Raw genomic sequence first — 15163 nt, 5'->3', positions numbered from 1 at the left:
GGCTCAGTGGTCGCGGCTGACCGCGTATGCCGCCAGCCCACGCAGGGCGGCCACGTAGTCGTTGTCCGCCAGCCCGTCCAGTGCATCCACGGCCAGTTCGGCGTAATCGCGGGCGCGCTGGCGGCTGTAATCGAGCCCGCCGGTGGCGTGGATCGCCTCCACCACCGCCGGCAACGCATCGGTGTCGCCGTCCTCGATCGCCTTGCGCAGCCGCGTCGCGGTGGCCGCATCGGCGTGGCGGATCGCGTGGATCAGCGGCAGCGTCGCCTTGCCCTCGGCCAGGTCGTCGCCGAGATTCTTGCCGAGCGTCTGCGCGTCGGAGGCGTAGTCGAGTACGTCGTCGGCGATCTGGAAGGCGTAGCCGAGGTTGAGGCCGTAGTCGTGCAGGCATTGCTGCATGGCCTCGTCCGCCCCGGCGAGAAGCGCGCCCAGTCGCGTCGCCGCGGCGAACAGCACCGCGGTCTTGCGTTCGATCACGCGCAGGTAGGCGGCCTCGTCGGTGTCCGGGTTGCGCACGTGCAGCAGCTGCAGCACCTCGCCCTCGGCGATGCGGTTGGTGGTGTCGGCGAGGATCCGCTGCACCTCCATCGAATCCAGCTCGACCATCAGCTGGAAGCTGCGCGAGTACAGGAAGTCGCCCACCAGCACGCTGGCGGCGTTGCCCCAGACCGCGTTGGCGGTGCGGCGGCCGCGGCGCAGGTCGGACTCGTCGACCACGTCATCGTGCAGCAGGGTGGAGGTGTGGATGAACTCGATCACCGCCGCCAGCTGGTGCGCGTCTGCGCCGCGGTGGTCGAGCGCGCCCGCTGCCAGCAGCAGCAGCATCGGCCGCAGCCGCTTGCCTCCGGCGTTGACGATGTACTCGGCGACCTGGTTGATCAGCACCACGTCGGATGCGAGCCGGCGCCGGATCAGCGCGTCGACGGCTTCCATGTCGCCACGTGCGAGCGCCTGGATGCCGGGCAGGTCGAGGGCGGGCGAAGGCTGGGTGCGAGCGTGCATTGAACGACCGGCGGCGGGGGATTCGGGATTATAGGCCGCGGTCGTGGGCGTGGCCGGTCCGCAAACCGGCCCTGCCCTGGCGGGATGAATTCCGACACCTGCGCGCGGCCGGTTCCGACCCGGGGTGGGTGGGCGGGATGGGTATACTGGCCAGCCGCTCGCCGCGCGATGGCGGGCCAAACGACCGGACAGGACCGAACTCATGGCACGTGGCGTAAACAAGGTGATCCTCGTCGGCAACCTCGGCAACGATCCCGAGACCAAGTACACCCAGGGCGGGATGGCCGTGACCACCCTCAGCCTGGCCACCACCAGCGTGCGCAAGGACCGCGACGGCAACACCCAGGAGCGCACCGAGTGGCACCGGGTCAAGCTGTTCGGCAAGCTCGGCGAAATCGCCGGCGAATACCTGCGCAAGGGCCGTCAGGTCTACATCGAAGGCTCGATCCGGTATGACAAGTTCACCGGCCAGGACGGCGTGGAGAAGTACTTCACCGATATCGTCGCCGACGAGATGCAGATGCTCGGCGGCGGTGGCGAGGGGAGCGGTGGCGGTGGTGGCGGTTTCCGTGGCGGTGACCGCAGCGAGCGCCCCTCGCGCCCGGCAGCCCGACAGGACGCCCCGCGCCGCGAGGCCCCGCCGGCCAAGTCGAACGATTTCGGCGACGACTTCGCGGATGACGATATTCCGTTCTGATGGGCGTCCGCTGACCCTGAACAATCCCTGGTTTCAAACTGGAGTTTCCGAGTGTCCACATGGCTCGTGACCGGCGGTGCCGGCTTCATCGGCGGTAATTTCGTCCTCGGTGCGGTGAATGATGGCCATCGCGTCATCAATCTCGACGTCCTGACCTATGCAGGCAACCTGGACACCCTCGCGTCGCTCGAGGGGAATCCGGCCCACGTGTTCGTCGAAGGCGACATCGGCGACGCCGGCCTGGTCGAACGGCTCCTGCGGGAACACCGCCCCGACGCGGTGATCAACTTCGCGGCCGAGAGCCATGTCGACCGTTCGATCGACGGCCCCGCGGCGTTCGTGCAGACAAATGTCGTCGGCACCCTCAGCCTGCTGGAGAAGGTTCGCGACTACTGGAAGTCGCTCGATCCGGCCGGGCGCGACGCGTTCCGCTTCCTGCATGTCTCCACAGACGAGGTCTACGGCACGCTGGGCGACACCGGCAAGTTCACCGAGACCACCCCGTACGCGCCCAATTCGCCGTACTCGGCTTCGAAGGCCGCGTCCGACCACTTGGTCCGCGCCTTCCATCACACCTATGGCCTGCCGGTCCTCACCACCAACTGCTCGAACAACTACGGCCCGTACCAGTTCCCCGAGAAGCTGATCCCGCTGGTCATCGCCAAGGCGCTCGCCGGCGAGCCGCTGCCGGTCTACGGCGACGGCCTGAACGTGCGCGACTGGCTGTATGTCGGCGACCATTGCGCGGCGATCCGCCGGGTGCTCGAGGCGGGCCGCCTGGGCGAGACCTACAACGTCGGCGGCGATGCCGAGCGCACCAACATCACCGTCGTGCGCACCATCTGCGAACTGCTCGATGCCCGCCGCCCGCTGCCGGACGGCAAGCCGCGTGAATCGCTGATCACCTACGTCAAGGACCGCCCGGGCCACGACCGCCGGTACGCGATCGATGCCACCAAGCTCAAGGACGAACTGGGCTGGGCGCCAACGGTGACCTTCGACGAAGGCATGGCGCGCACTGTGGACTGGTACCTCGACAACGCCCCCTGGGTGCAGCGCGTGCTCGACGGCAGCTACCGCCTCGAACGCATCGGCCAGGCCTGAGCAGGAGCACGCATGAACCGCAAGGGCATCATCCTCGCCGGGGGTTCCGGCACCCGGCTCTATCCGATCACCCAGGCCATCAGCAAGCAACTGCTGCCGATCTACGACAAACCGATGATCTATTACCCGCTCAGCGTGCTGATGCTGGCGGGCATCCGCGAGGTGCTGATCATCAACACCCCGCATGAGCAGGCGTTGTTCCGCAACCTGCTCGGCGACGGTTCGCAGTGGGGGATGAAGATCGAGTACGCCGTCCAGCCGAGCCCCGACGGTCTGGCGCAGGCGTTCCTGATCGGCCGCGACTTCCTCGGCGGCCAGCCGAGCTGCCTGGTGTTGGGCGACAACATCTTCCACGGCCCCGGCCTGACCGCGATGCTCAAGCGCGCCGGCCAGCGCGAGCAGGGCGCGACGGTGTTCGGTTACTGGGTCAACGATCCGGAACGCTACGGCGTCGCCGAGTTCGATGCCGACGGCAGGGTGGTCGGGCTGGAGGAGAAGCCGCCGCAGCCACGATCCAACTACGCGGTCACCGGCCTCTATTTCTACGACGGCCGTGCGAGCGACTTCGCCGCCGGCATCAAGCCGTCCCATCGTGGCGAACTCGAGATCACCGATCTCAACAAGTGCTACCTCGAAGAAGGCTCGCTGCATCTGGAGCGGCTGGGGCGTGGCTACGCGTGGCTCGACACCGGCACCCACCAGTCCCTGCTTGAGGCGTCCAACTACATCGAGACAATCGAGGCCCGCCAGGGCCTGCGCGTGTGCTGCCCGGAGGAGATCGCCCACGGCAACGGCTGGATCGACGACGACCGCCTGCGCGAGCTTGCCCAACCGCTGGTCAAGAATGGCTATGGCAAGTACCTGCTCAACCTGATCGACCGGGGGTACGTGCCGTGAAGGTGATCGAAACCGACCTGCCGGGTTGCCTGGTCATCGAGCCGCGGGTGTTCGGCGATGACCGCGGGTTCTTCTTCGAATCGTTCAACAACGACAGGTTGCGTGAACACGGCCTGCAGCCGGTCTTCGTGCAGGGCAATGTCTCGTCCTCGACCCAGGGGGTCCTGCGCGGCCTGCACTACCAGTGGCCACGGCCACAGGGCAAGTACGTGTCGGTGGTGGAGGGCGAGGTCTGGGACGTGGCGGTCGATATCCGCCGTGGGTCGCCCACCTTTGGCCGCTGGACCGCGGTGGTGCTGAGCGCCGAGAACAAGCGGCATTTCTGGATTCCCGAGGGTTTCGCCCACGGCTTCGTGACGCTGAGCGAGCGCGCGGTGTTCACCTACCTGTGCACTGCCACCTACGACCCGGACGCCGACGCCAACATCCGCTGGGACGATCCGCAACTGGCGATCGACTGGCCGGTGGCCGATCCGCTGCTGTCGGGCAAGGACGCCAAGGCACCGCTGCTCGCGGACGTAACGTCTGAGCGCCTGCCCGTGTTCGAGGGTTGACGCCGCGATGAGGATCCTGCTGCTGGGCGGCAACGGCCAGGTCGGCCACGAGTGCCGGCGCTCGCTTGCGCCACTGGGCGAGCTGGTGGTGACCACCCGCACCGGCGAGCTGCCGGACGGGAGTCGCTGCGAGGCGCTCGACCTGTCGCGGCTCGATGACATCGCACCGCTGATCGAACGGGTCGCGCCCGACATGGTGGTCAATGCGACCGCGTACACGGCGGTCGACCGCGCCGAGGACGACGAAGCGGCGGCGTTCCTGATCAACCGCGACGCACCGGGCCGCATCGCGGCGGCGTGTGCCGCACAGGGTGCGAGCCTGATCCACTACTCGACCGACTACGTGTTCGACGGTTCCGGCGAGCGCCCGTGGCGCGAGGACGATCCGACCGGGCCGCTGGGCACCTACGGCCGCAGCAAGTTGGCCGGCGAGCAGGCCGTCGCGGCGAGCGGCGCGCGGTACCTGATCCTGCGCACGGCCTGGGTCTACGGCCTGCACGGCGCGAACTTCCTGCGCACAATGCTGCGCCTGGGTGCGGAGCGCGACGAGCTCAAGGTGGTCGCCGACCAGATCGGCTCGCCCACGCCCGCGTGGCTGATCGCCGACGTGACCGCGGCCATCATCCGGCACGGAATCGCCGCCTCCGGCATCCGCCACCTCGTGGCCGCGGGGCAGACCAGCTGGCACGGGTTCGCCGACGCGATCTTCGATGAGGCCCGGGACGCCGGGTTGCTCGCCTCGCGCCCGACGGTCCTGCCGATCCCCACCTCCGGCTTCCCGACGCGTGCGGTCCGCCCCGCGTGGTCGGTGCTTGACACCACGCGTTTGCAGATCGAGTACGGCCTTGAAATGCCGCACTGGCGCGATGCGCTACGGACGACCCTGGCGTCGTCGTCGCGCTGATTCGCCCGGTTCGAGTACGCTTCCAATGGGCGACGTGCGGTACCCGCGCTTCGTCCGCGGACGACGGGGAACGTCGAACACCAGTTCCAGCAATGCCGCGGCGGCTGATCGTGGTGCGCGCGGGGCACGCTGGAGGATCGCAACCAGGGGAAACACATGAAGAAATGGATTTGGGGCGCGGCCCTGTCGGCCGCGTTGCTGTGGATGTCGCCCGCGCAGGCGGTGGACATCGAGCGCTACATCAAGGACGACAGCTTCGGCACCATCAAGATCTCGCCGACCGGTGGCTACTTCGCGGCCACCGTTCCGATGGACGATGGCAGCAGAACCGCGCTTGTCATCATGCGGCGCGGGGACAACGCGGTCACCGGCACGTTCGTGCTTGAACGCAACACCCACGTCGAGAATTTCTGGTGGGTCAACGACGAGCGCGTGCTGATCGGCATATCGGAGAAGTTCGGTCTGCTGGAGCAGCCGTCGCTCACCGGCGAGCTGTATGCGATGAATGCCGATGGCACCGGGGTCGAGCTTCTCGTCGGTCAACGTGTGCGGGGGCGGGGCCTGGGTACGCGTATCCAGCCCAAGAAGGTCGAACGGGTCGCCGCCTTCCTCGTCGACACGCTTCGGAACGACGACCGCCACGTCATCATTTCGGTCAGCCCGTTCCATGCCGATGCGTTCACCGAGGCGGAGCGTCTGGACGTCTACAGCGGCCGGCGTCACCCGGTGGCGTCGGCCCCGGTGCGCAACGCGAGCTTCGTGACCGACAACCAGGGCGTGGTGCGCTACGCCGTCGGCGAAGGCGTCGACCGGCTCCAGAAGGTGTACTACCGGGCCGGCGAAGGCGCCAAGTGGGAATTGGTGAACGACGAGGCGACCAACGGACTGCGGCATTTCCCCGTTGGATTTGCCGCCGATGACCGCACCGCCTACCTGGAGGCCCAGCGCGCAAACGGCCCCAACGTACTGGTTGCGCATGACATCGCCACAGGCCAGCGCACCGAGGTCCTCGGCGACGACAGCGTCGATCCCGGCGAGATCATCTATCGCCACGGGAGTCTTGAGCCGGTTGGCGTGTTCCTGCTCGATGGCAAGCCGCGCACCGAGTTCTTCCAGCCCGGCAGCGAAGAGGCGCGGATGTATCGCAGCCTCGAAGCCGCGTTTGGCGGAGTCCCGGTGAAGATCACCTCGCGTACCAGCGATGGACGGATCGCGCTGGTCCAGACATGGAGCGACCGCAATCCCGGTGACTTCTTCCTGTTCGACACGGTCGACAAGAAGGCCGACCACCTGCTCAGTCGCCGCGCGTGGTTCGACCCGGCGACCATGGCGGCCAAGAAGCCCGTCACCATCCCTGCCCGCGACGGGTTGGCGCTGCATGGGTATCTCACCGTCCCGACCGGTTCCACCGGCAAGTCGCTGCCGGCGGTGGTGGTGCCGCACGGCGGGCCGTTTGGAGTGCGGGATCGATGGGGGTTCGAGAGCGGCGTCCAGATGCTCGCCGAAGCGGGGTACGCAGTTCTCCAGGTCAACTTCCGCGGCTCCGGCGGGTACGGCAAGGCCTTCAGCTCGGCCGGTGCCAGGCAGTGGGGCCAGGCCATGCAGGACGACCTGACCGACGCGACCCGCTGGCTGATCGACGAGGGTGTCGCGGCGGCCGACCGCATCTGCATCCACGGTTCCAGCTATGGCGGGTACGCGGCGCTGATGGGTGCCGTGCGCGAACCGGATCTGTATCGCTGTGCGTCCGGCAACATCGGTGTCTACGACCTGCCCACCATGCACACGGCGGGCGACGTGCAGGAGCGCGGTTCGGGCGAGACGTTCCTCCGCGAATGGGTTGGCGGACGGGACGAGGTCGCGGCCCACTCGCCCACGCGGCTTGCCGAGCGCATCCGCGTCCCGGTGTTCCTCGCCGCCGGCGAGGAGGACGAGCGCGCGCCGGTCCAGCACACCCGGATGATGGAACGCGCGCTGCGCGACGCCGACGTGCCCGTCGAGGCGCTCTACTTCAAGAACGAGGGGCACGGCTACTACCTGCCGGAGAATCGCCGGAAGTACTACACCGCGCTGCTGGATTTCCTCGCGCGGCACCTCGGGGGTGACCGGGCGGCGGGTGGCGGCAACAACGTAGCCGCCGATTGATCCCGGCTTGAAAGACGGGAAGCGGCACCGCAGACCGCCGCTTCCCGTCTCGCCTGTCCCCGCGCGGCGTGCGAATATCCGCCATCCGACAAAGGGGACCCGCCATGGCCGACCGGCCCGTGCCGCAACTGACTTTCCGCGCCGTCGTGCTGGCCATCGTGCTGGCGATGATCCTCGCGGCCGCCAATGCCTACCTCGGCCTGTTCGCCGGCCTGACCATCGCCACCGCGATCCCGGCGGCGGTGGTATCGATGGGCGTACTGCGGCTGCTGGGTGGCGGCACGATCCTCGAAAACAACATCGTGCAGACCGGCGCCTCGGCCGGTTCGTCGATCGCGGCGGGCGTGATCTTCACGATCCCGGCGCTGGTGATCCTCGGTTACTGGGACGACTTCCGCTACTCGTGGGTGCTGGCGATCGCCGGCCTCGGTGGCCTGCTGGGCGTGTTGTTCTCGGTGCCGCTGCGGCGCTCGATGATCGTCGAGGAACCGTTGCCATTCCCCGAAGGCAAGGCCGCGGCCGAGGTGCTCAAGGCCGGTGAGAATCCCGGCCCCGGGCTGAAGATCCTCGGCATCGCCGCGAGCCTGGGTGCGCTGGTGAAGCTGGCCGCCGGCAGCGGCCTGCGGATGATCCCCGACGCCGCCGCCGGCTCGGGCTTCTTCGGCCGCTACCTCGGCTACCTCGGCACCAACCTGTCGCCGGCGCTGCTGGGCGTGGGCTATATCGTCGGCCTCAACATCGGCATCGTGGTCGTATCGGGCAGCATCCTGTCTTGGCACATCGCGATCCCGATCTACCACGCGCTGTTCCTCGACACCGACCCGGCGCTGGCCGCGGCCGTTGCCGGGCAGGACGCGACCACCGCGGCGTTCGCGATCTGGGACGCCAAGATCCGCTACCTCGGCGTCGGCGCGATGCTGATCGGCGGCGTGTGGACGTTGTTCTCGCTGCGCAAATCGCTGGTGTCGGGCATCAAGAGCGGCATCGCGGCGACCCGCAAGGGCGTCGGCCAGGTGGTCGCCGAGACCGAGCGCGACCTGCCGATGAAGTGGATGCTGGTCGCGCTGGTGGCCTTCGTCGTGCCGCTGGGCCTGCTGTACCAGGCGATCGTGGGGCAATGGACGGTCAGCATCCCGATGACGGTGATCATGATCGTCGCCGGCTTCCTGTTCGTCTCGGTCTCGGCCTACCTGGCCGGCCTGGTGGGCTCGTCCAACAACCCGGTGTCGGGCATCACCATCGCGACGATCCTGTTCGCATCGCTGGTGCTGGTGCTGCTGCTGGGCAGCGATTCGGAGATCGGCGCGGTCGCCGCGATCATGATCGGCGCGGTGGTGTGCTGCGCCGCGGCGGTCGGCGGCGACAACCTGCAGGACCTCAAGGCCGGCTACATCGTCGGCGCCACGCCGTGGAAACAGCAGCTGATGCTGGCGATCGGCGCATTCTCCTGCGCGCTGATCATGGCACCGGTGCTGGACCTGCTCGCGGCCGCCTACGGCATCGGCGCGCCCACCGCGGAGCGGCCGAACTCGCTGGCCGCGCCGCAGGCGACACTGATGGCGTCGGTGGCGAAGGGCATGTTCGGCGGCCACCTGCCGTGGGACATGATCGCGCTGGGCGCCGTGGTCGGCGCGGTGATCATCGCGCTGGACGAGCGGTTGAAGAAGCGTGGCGCCAGCTTCCGCGTGCCGGTGCTGGCCGCGGCGATCGGCATCTACCTGCCGCTGGAACTGATGGTGCCGATCTTCCTCGGCGGCCTGCTGTCGTGGCTGGTCGAGCGTCGCCACGGCCTGCGCGCCGGCGACGAGGAGGCGCGCGACCGCATCCACCGCCCGGGCACGCTGTTCGCGGCCGGCCTGATCACCGGCGAGGCCCTGATGGGCATCGCCATCGCGATCCCGATCGTGGCCACGGGCGACGCCGAGGTGCTGGCGATGCCCGACGGCCTGCGCTTCGGCCAATGGCTGGGCCTGCTGGTGCTGGTCGTGGTCGGCTGGCTGCTGTACCGCACCGGCGCCCGCCGTTCCGCGACGGCCGACTGAGCATTGGGCCGCATCGCGTGGCGGCGGCGCCCGGCCGCCACGCTTGGCCGCGGGTAGCGGCTGCGCCTACCATCGGGCTTCGATTGCTCCGGGGAACCCTGCCATGAACCTGCGTCCCGCCGCCCTGCCGGTACTGCTCGCGCTCGCCCTGCCGGCCTTCAGCCCGGCCGCCGACGCCGCCACCCGCGGCCTCCAGCCGACCGACCTGGCGACGCTCGACCGCTGGTCCTCGCCGACGCTGTCGCCCGACGGCCGCCTGCTGGTGGTGGCCAAGCGCGAGGTTGACTTCGACGCCAACAAGGCCTCGACCTCGCTGTGGATCGAGAACCTGGTCGCCCGCGACGCGGCGCCGCCGGTGCGGCTGACGCCCGAGGGCTGGAACGTCAACTCGCCGGCCTTCGCGCCCGACGGACGCACGGTGTACTTCCTCAGCGGCAAGTCCGGCACCTCGCAGCTGTACGCGATCGGCATCGACGGCGGCAAGCCGCGCCAGGTGACCGACTTCGCGGTCGATGTCGGCGGTTTCCAGCTGTCGCCGGATGGCGGCCGCGTCGCGTTCAACGCCGAGGCCTTCATCGATTGCGGCAGCGACCTGGCCTGCACCCGCGACCGCCTCGCCGCGGGCGAGAAGAGCCCCGCCACCGGCACCGTGTACGACCGCATGTTCGTGCGCCACTGGGACGCCTGGAACGACGGCCGCCTCAACCGCGTGTTCGTCGCCGGACTGCCGGGCGAGGGCGCGCCGGTCACCAGCGCGATCGCGATCGCGACCGATGTCATCGCCGACGTCCCGTCGCGCCCGTTCGGTGACAGCAGCGAGTACACCTGGGCGCCGGACGGCAAGTCACTGGTGCTGAGCGCCCGCAGCGCCGACCGCACCGAGCCGTGGTCGACCAACTTCGATCTGTACCGCGTCAGCGCCGACGGCAGCGGCACGGCGACCAACCTGACCGCCGGCAACCCGGCCTGGGACACCGGCGCGGTGTTCGGCAACGGCGGCGACACGCTCTACTACCGCGCGATGAAGCGGCCCGGCTTCGAGGCCGACCGCTTCGCGATCATGGCGCTGGACCTGGCCAGCGGCGAGCGCCGTGAAATCGCGCCGGGCTGGGACCGCTCGGCCGGCAGCATCGCCGTGTCGGAGGATGGCGAGACCCTGTACGTCACCGCGCAGGACACCGGCGAGCATCCGCTGTTCGCGGTCCACGTCGACAGCGGCGGCGTCACCCGGATCATCGGCGACGGCAGCATCGGCTCGGTCCAGCTGTCGGGTGGCACGCTCGCGTTCACCCGTGACAGCCTCGCCAGTGGTGTGCAGGTGTTCACCGGCGGCATCAACGGCGCGCCCGAGCGCGCGATCACCCCGAGTGCCGGCGAGATGCTGCCCGAGGTCGGCTTCGGCGAGTACGAGCAGTTCACCTTCAAGGGCTGGAACAACGACACCGTGCACGGTTACGTGGTCAAGCCGTGGAACTACGAGGAAGGCAAGCGGTACCCGGTCGCGTTCCTGATCCACGGCGGTCCGCAGGGCAGCTTCGGCAACGGCTGGAGTTACCGCTGGAATCCGCAGACCTACGCCGGACAGGGCTACGCGGTGGTGATGATCGATTTCCACGGCTCCACCGGCTACGGCCAGGCCTTCACCGACGCGATCAGCCAGCACTGGGGCGACCGCCCGCTGGAGGACCTGCAGAAGGGTTGGCAGGCCGCGCAGCGCAAGTATGGCTTCCTCGACGGCGACAACGCCTGCGCGCTCGGCGCCAGCTACGGCGGTTACATGGTCAACTGGATCGCCGGCAACTGGAACGCGCCATGGAAGTGCCTGGTCAACCACGACGGCGTGTTCGATACCCGGATGATGGGCTTCGTCACCGAGGAGCTGTGGTTCACCGAGTGGGAGAACGGCGGCACGCCGTGGCAGGTCCCGCAGAACTACGAGCAGTTCAACCCCAGCCGCCACGTCGACAAGTGGCGCGTGCCGATGCTGGTGGTGCACGGCCAGCAGGACTTCCGCATCCCGGTCAGCCAGGGGCTGGCGGCGTTCACCGCGCTGCAGCGGCAGGGGATCGAGTCGAAGTTCCTGTACTTCCCCGACGAGAACCACTGGGTGCTCAAGCCGCACAACAGCGTGATGTGGCACGACACCGTCAACAGCTGGCTGGAACAGCACCTGGGCCAGTAACCGCTACCCGAAAGTCACGTGCCGTCATTCCCGCCCGCGCGGGGGTGACGGTGCCGGTTGCGGAAAGGACTCCGTGTCATCCACCCCGTCCCGCCGGGACGCCCCGCGCCGGAGTCCCGCATGGCCCCACCCAGCACCGCCCTGATCACCAACGAGGCCGTCGTCCTCGGCCTGCTCGCCGCCACCCTCGGCGCGGTGTTCTGGACCGCTTCGCGCCCGTCGGGCTTCTGGCACCGGTTCTACAGTTACGTGCCGGCGCTACTGATGTGCTACTTGGCGCCGGCCATCTACAACACGGTCGGCTTGATCGACGGCAGCGCCTCGGGGCTGTACCCGATGGCACGCGACTACCTGCTACCGGCCGCGCTGATCCTGTTCTGCGTGGCGATGGACATCGGTGCCGTGCTGCGGCTGGGGCCGAAGGCGGTGATCATGTTCCTGACCGGCACCGTCGGCGTGATGCTCGGTGCGGTGGTGTCGTTGCTGGTGATGCAGGCGCTGTTCCCGTCGGTGGTGGCCGGCGACACCTGGCGCGGCATGACCACCGTCGCCGGCAGCTGGATCGGCGGCGGCGCCAATCAGGCGGCGATGAAGGAGGTGTTCGAGGTCGACGCCAACCTGTTCGGCCAGTTCGTCGCGGTCGACGTGATCGTCGCCTACTTCTGGATGGCGATCCTGCTGTTCCTGGCCGGCCGGGCGAAGCAGTTCGACCGCTGGACCGGCGCCGACACCTCGGCGATCGAGGACCTCAAGCAGCGCATCGCCAGCTACCAGGCCGAGCACTCGCGCGTGGCGTCGATGCCGGACCTGATGATGATCTTCGCGGTCGGCATCGGCCTGACCGGCCTGTCGCACCTGCTGGCCGGCCCGCTGGTGGACTGGATCCGCTCGCTGCCGGCCGAGTGGCGGCTGCAGGACTACAGCCTCGATTCGGGCTTCTTCTGGATCGTGGTACTGGCGACCACCTTCGGCGTGGTCCTCAGTTTCACCCGCGCGCGGCGGCTGGAAGGCGCGGGCGCCTCCAATGTCGGCTCGGTGCTGCTGTACATCCTGATCGCCACGATCGGCATGCAGATGGACCTCAAGGCGCTGGCCGACCGGCCGCTGCTGCTGCTGCTGGGCGTGATCTGGATCAGCGTGCATGCGGCGCTGATGCTCGGCGTGGCCAAGCTGATCCGGGCGCCGCTGTTCTTCATGGCGGTCGGCTCGCAGGCCAACATCGGCGGTGCGGCTTCGGCGCCGGTGGTGGCGACCGCGTTCCACCCGGCACTGGCGCCGGTGGGCGTGCTGCTGGCGGTGTTCGGCTACGCGCTGGGCACCTACTGCGCCTACATCACCGGGCTGGCGTTGCAGGCGCTCGCCGGCTGACGCCGCACTGCGCGGCTACAGCCAGCCGGCGCGCTTGAACATCCGGTACAGCACCACGCACACCACGGCGACGATGCCGATCAGCACGGGGTAGCTCCAGCGCCCGGCCAGCTCGGGCATGTGCGTGAAATTCATGCCGTACCAGCTGGTGATCAGCGTCGGCGCCGCCAGCAGCGCGGCCCAGGCACCCAGCCGCTTCACCGTCTCGCCCTGGCGCACCGTCACCAGCGACAGGTTCACGCTGACCGCGGTGGTGAGCATCTCGCGCAGGGTGTCGGTGGTCTCGCTCAGGCGCACGGTGTGGTCGTGGACGTCGCGGATGTAGAACTGCATCTCCTCGTCGATCAGCCCGCCCCGCGCGCGCGCCAGTTGGCCGAGGATGTCCTGCAGTGGCGAGACCGCCATCCGCAGGCGGGTCAGCTCGCGCTTGAGGTCGTACAGCCGGCGGACCGTGTGCCGCCGGAAGTCCTCGGCGAAGATGTCCTTCTCCAGCGCGTTCAGCGCGTCGGAGAACTCGTCGACGATCGGCAGGAAGTTGTCGACCACCATGTCCAGCACCGCGTACAGCGCCGCGCCCGGGCCGTGGCGCAGTATCTCCGGCTCGCGCTCCATCCGCGAGCGCGCGGCGGCGTAGCTGCTGGACGCGCCGTGCCGCACCGTCACCAGGTAGCGTGGACCCACGAAGACATGGGTTTCACCGAAGCGGATGTGTTCGTCGACCGACTGCGCGGTGTGCAGCGCGATGAACAGTGACTGCCCGTAGGTCTCGATCTTGGGCCGCTGGTGGGCGTGGTGGGCGTCCTCCACGGCCAGGTCGTGCAGGTCGAACTCCTCCTGCAGCTTCGCCAGCACGCCTTCGCCGGGTTCGTAAAGGCCGACCCAGACGAAGCTGCCGTCGTCCACCGCCAGCACGTCGCTGATCGCGTCGAGGGTGATGTCGCGCCGCTCGCCGTGGCGGTCGTAGGCGGCGCAGTTGATGACGCTGGCGGGCAGGGCGGGGCCGGGATCACTCATGGGCCGCATCGTGCCCGCGGGCGGCGTGCGTCACAAGCCGGGGCGGGCGCTCCGCCGGCCGAAAGTCCAGGCCAGCGCCAGGTGCAACGGCCACAGCAGCGCGATCCAGTGCAGGTGGCGCTGCGGCAGCACCGACAGCCAGTAGCCAAACAGCGCCGCGACCGGCAGCGCCGCGACGGCCCACAGCGTGACCCGGAACCACGCGCGCGGCACGCGGCCGCGCAGCAGCGTGACCGCGCCGGGCAGCAGCAGCCAGCACAGCGGGTTGGCCAGCAGCAGGTTGCGGTTGGCCCAGCCGAAGCGGTGTTCGGTACCGAGCCAGATGAACAGCATCAGCGCGCCCGCGACGCCGCAGGCAAGCCAGAACACCGCGGCGAACCCCGCGACCGCGCGCGGCGAACGCCGGCCCAGCGCGGCAAGCGCGATGGCAACGGTCACGCCCGCCAGCGCCCACAGGAGCCAGCGGGTCGGCGCGCCCATCGGTTCGGGGGCGAGGCGGTGCGGAAGGATCTGTTGCTCCTCCAGCACCAGCGGCCGGCCGTCGGGCAGGCGGGTGTCGCGCAGCGCGTCGGCCAGCCGCATCGGCACGAAGGCCTCGGCCCAGCGCGACAGCGGAACGTCGGCCGACGGCCCCAGGCCGAGGTCGAAGCCCAGCCACATCAACGGTGCCGGCGACGCCAGCCGGGTCGCTTCGCTGCGGTAGGTGCTGCCCTGGGAGCGTCCCGCCATCTGCCGCCGCAGCGCGCCGCCCAGCGCGTTGTCGATCGCATCGCGTACGCGGGTCGAGCAGTTGTCGAGGAAGTAGTCGTAGCGGTAGTGGGCGTTCTCGGGACGGGCGTTGAACGCCAGCGCGTCGGCCAGCGCCTGCGCGGTGGTGGCGTCGAGGGCGAGCCACTGGATGTCGACGCCGCGGCCTTCGTCGCGGTAGATCGCCATGTCCTGCTCGAACGGCAGCGCGGCCAGCCGGTAGCGCGGCTCGCCGCGGACGAAGCGGCCGACGAAGTCCGGCTCGGTGGGGTCGAAGAAACCGTAGTTGTACGAGATCGCCTCGCCGGTGGCGGGATCGAGCACGACCAGCGCGTTGTGGCCGAAGCGCTCCCAGAAGATCTCGCCCGGTTGCATGGTGGCGACGCCGATGCGCGGCGCCGCGGCGGCGACGCCGGCCAGCAGCGCCAGCACCAGCAGCAGCAGCAGCGCCAGTTGCAGCCAGCGGCGGCCCGTGGGGTGGATCGTCGGCATCGGCGTCCCGCCGTG

The 15163-nt window shown here is 69.2% G+C and carries 12 protein-coding genes; 9 read left to right on the top strand and 3 right to left on the bottom strand.

Annotated features, from left to right (window positions below; all coding sequences use genetic code 11):
• Nucleotides 1-3: 3 nt before the first annotated feature.
• A complete protein-coding gene (locus N799_RS05595; RefSeq protein ID WP_036209164.1) occupies nt 4-1002 on the bottom strand; it encodes a polyprenyl synthetase family protein in 999 nt (332 codons plus the stop codon).
• Nucleotides 1003-1204: 202 nt separating this feature from the next.
• Between N799_RS05595 and ssb the strand changes: the two genes are divergently transcribed.
• The 9 genes from ssb to N799_RS05550 all read left to right on the top strand — a co-directional run bounded on the left by ssb (nt 1205) and on the right by N799_RS05550 (nt 12895).
• Nucleotides 1205-1699, top strand: a complete 495-nt coding sequence (ssb, locus tag N799_RS05590; RefSeq protein ID WP_036209161.1) for a single-stranded DNA-binding protein — start codon at nt 1205-1207, stop codon at nt 1697-1699.
• A 51-nt stretch (nt 1700-1750) separates the two neighbouring features.
• Nucleotides 1751-2803 (top strand): dTDP-glucose 4,6-dehydratase, encoded by a 1053-nt coding sequence (gene rfbB, locus N799_RS05585; RefSeq protein WP_036209158.1) that lies wholly within the window; start codon nt 1751-1753, stop codon nt 2801-2803.
• Between the two features lie 12 nt (nt 2804-2815).
• Entirely contained in the window at nt 2816-3700 is an 885-nt protein-coding gene (gene rfbA / locus N799_RS05580) for a glucose-1-phosphate thymidylyltransferase RfbA (RefSeq protein ID WP_036209154.1), read from the top strand.
• Complete coding sequence (rfbC, locus tag N799_RS05575) at nt 3697-4254, top strand: dTDP-4-dehydrorhamnose 3,5-epimerase (protein ID WP_036209151.1); 558 nt, start codon at nt 3697-3699, stop codon at nt 4252-4254. Before rfbA ends, rfbC begins: the two co-directional genes overlap by 4 nt.
• A gap of 7 nt (nt 4255-4261) precedes the next feature.
• Nucleotides 4262-5158: a dTDP-4-dehydrorhamnose reductase gene (gene rfbD / locus N799_RS05570; RefSeq protein ID WP_036209148.1), complete on the top strand. Its 897-nt coding sequence runs from the start codon at nt 4262-4264 to the stop codon at nt 5156-5158.
• A gap of 156 nt (nt 5159-5314) precedes the next feature.
• Entirely contained in the window at nt 5315-7303 is a 1989-nt protein-coding gene (locus N799_RS05565) for an alpha/beta hydrolase family protein (protein WP_036209145.1), read from the top strand.
• Nucleotides 7304-7407: 104 nt separating this feature from the next.
• The gene (locus N799_RS05560; RefSeq protein WP_036209142.1) at nt 7408-9345 is read left to right on the top strand and encodes an OPT family oligopeptide transporter; all 1938 of its coding nucleotides are present in this window, start codon (nt 7408-7410) and stop codon (nt 9343-9345) included.
• A gap of 103 nt (nt 9346-9448) precedes the next feature.
• The gene (locus tag N799_RS05555) at nt 9449-11527 is read left to right on the top strand and encodes a S9 family peptidase (protein ID WP_036209139.1); all 2079 of its coding nucleotides are present in this window, start codon (nt 9449-9451) and stop codon (nt 11525-11527) included.
• 120 nt (nt 11528-11647) lie between these two features.
• Nucleotides 11648-12895, top strand: coding sequence for a DUF819 family protein (locus N799_RS05550; RefSeq protein WP_036209133.1), 1248 nt, complete (start codon nt 11648-11650; stop codon nt 12893-12895).
• 15 nt (nt 12896-12910) lie between these two features.
• Here N799_RS05550 and corA read toward each other — a convergent pair whose 3' ends face one another.
• Together corA and N799_RS05540 are read right to left on the bottom strand one after the other, a co-directional pair.
• Nucleotides 12911-13909: a magnesium/cobalt transporter CorA gene (gene corA / locus N799_RS05545; RefSeq protein WP_036209129.1), complete on the bottom strand. Its 999-nt coding sequence runs from the start codon at nt 13907-13909 to the stop codon at nt 12911-12913.
• 30 nt (nt 13910-13939) lie between these two features.
• Nucleotides 13940-15148: a lipoprotein N-acyltransferase Lnb domain-containing protein gene (locus N799_RS05540; RefSeq protein ID WP_052101269.1), complete on the bottom strand. Its 1209-nt coding sequence runs from the start codon at nt 15146-15148 to the stop codon at nt 13940-13942.
• Nucleotides 15149-15163: the final 15 nt, after the last annotated feature.

Origin of the sequence: Lysobacter arseniciresistens ZS79 (assembly GCF_000768335.1) — a bacterium.
GTDB lineage: Bacteria > Pseudomonadota > Gammaproteobacteria > Xanthomonadales > Xanthomonadaceae > Novilysobacter > Novilysobacter arseniciresistens.
The sequence above is the reverse complement of the archived record's forward strand: the minus strand, read 5'-3'. Positions and strand labels throughout refer to the sequence as shown.

Coding starts and splice junctions, on each gene's coding strand:
- corA (WP_036209129.1), bottom strand. CDS start 13,909: ATGAGTGATCCCGGCCCCGCCCTGCCCGCCAGCGTCATCAACTGCGCC.
- N799_RS05550 (WP_036209133.1), top strand. CDS start 11,648: ATGGCCCCACCCAGCACCGCCCTGATCACCAACGAGGCCGTCGTCCTC.
- N799_RS05555 (WP_036209139.1), top strand. CDS start 9,449: ATGAACCTGCGTCCCGCCGCCCTGCCGGTACTGCTCGCGCTCGCCCTG.
- rfbA (WP_036209154.1), top strand. CDS start 2,816: ATGAACCGCAAGGGCATCATCCTCGCCGGGGGTTCCGGCACCCGGCTC.
- N799_RS05565 (WP_036209145.1), top strand. CDS start 5,315: ATGAAGAAATGGATTTGGGGCGCGGCCCTGTCGGCCGCGTTGCTGTGG.
- N799_RS05540 (WP_052101269.1), bottom strand. CDS start 15,148: ATGCCGACGATCCACCCCACGGGCCGCCGCTGGCTGCAACTGGCGCTG.
- rfbD (WP_036209148.1), top strand. CDS start 4,262: ATGAGGATCCTGCTGCTGGGCGGCAACGGCCAGGTCGGCCACGAGTGC.
- ssb (WP_036209161.1), top strand. CDS start 1,205: ATGGCACGTGGCGTAAACAAGGTGATCCTCGTCGGCAACCTCGGCAAC.
- N799_RS05595 (WP_036209164.1), bottom strand. CDS start 1,002: ATGCACGCTCGCACCCAGCCTTCGCCCGCCCTCGACCTGCCCGGCATC.
- N799_RS05560 (WP_036209142.1), top strand. CDS start 7,408: ATGGCCGACCGGCCCGTGCCGCAACTGACTTTCCGCGCCGTCGTGCTG.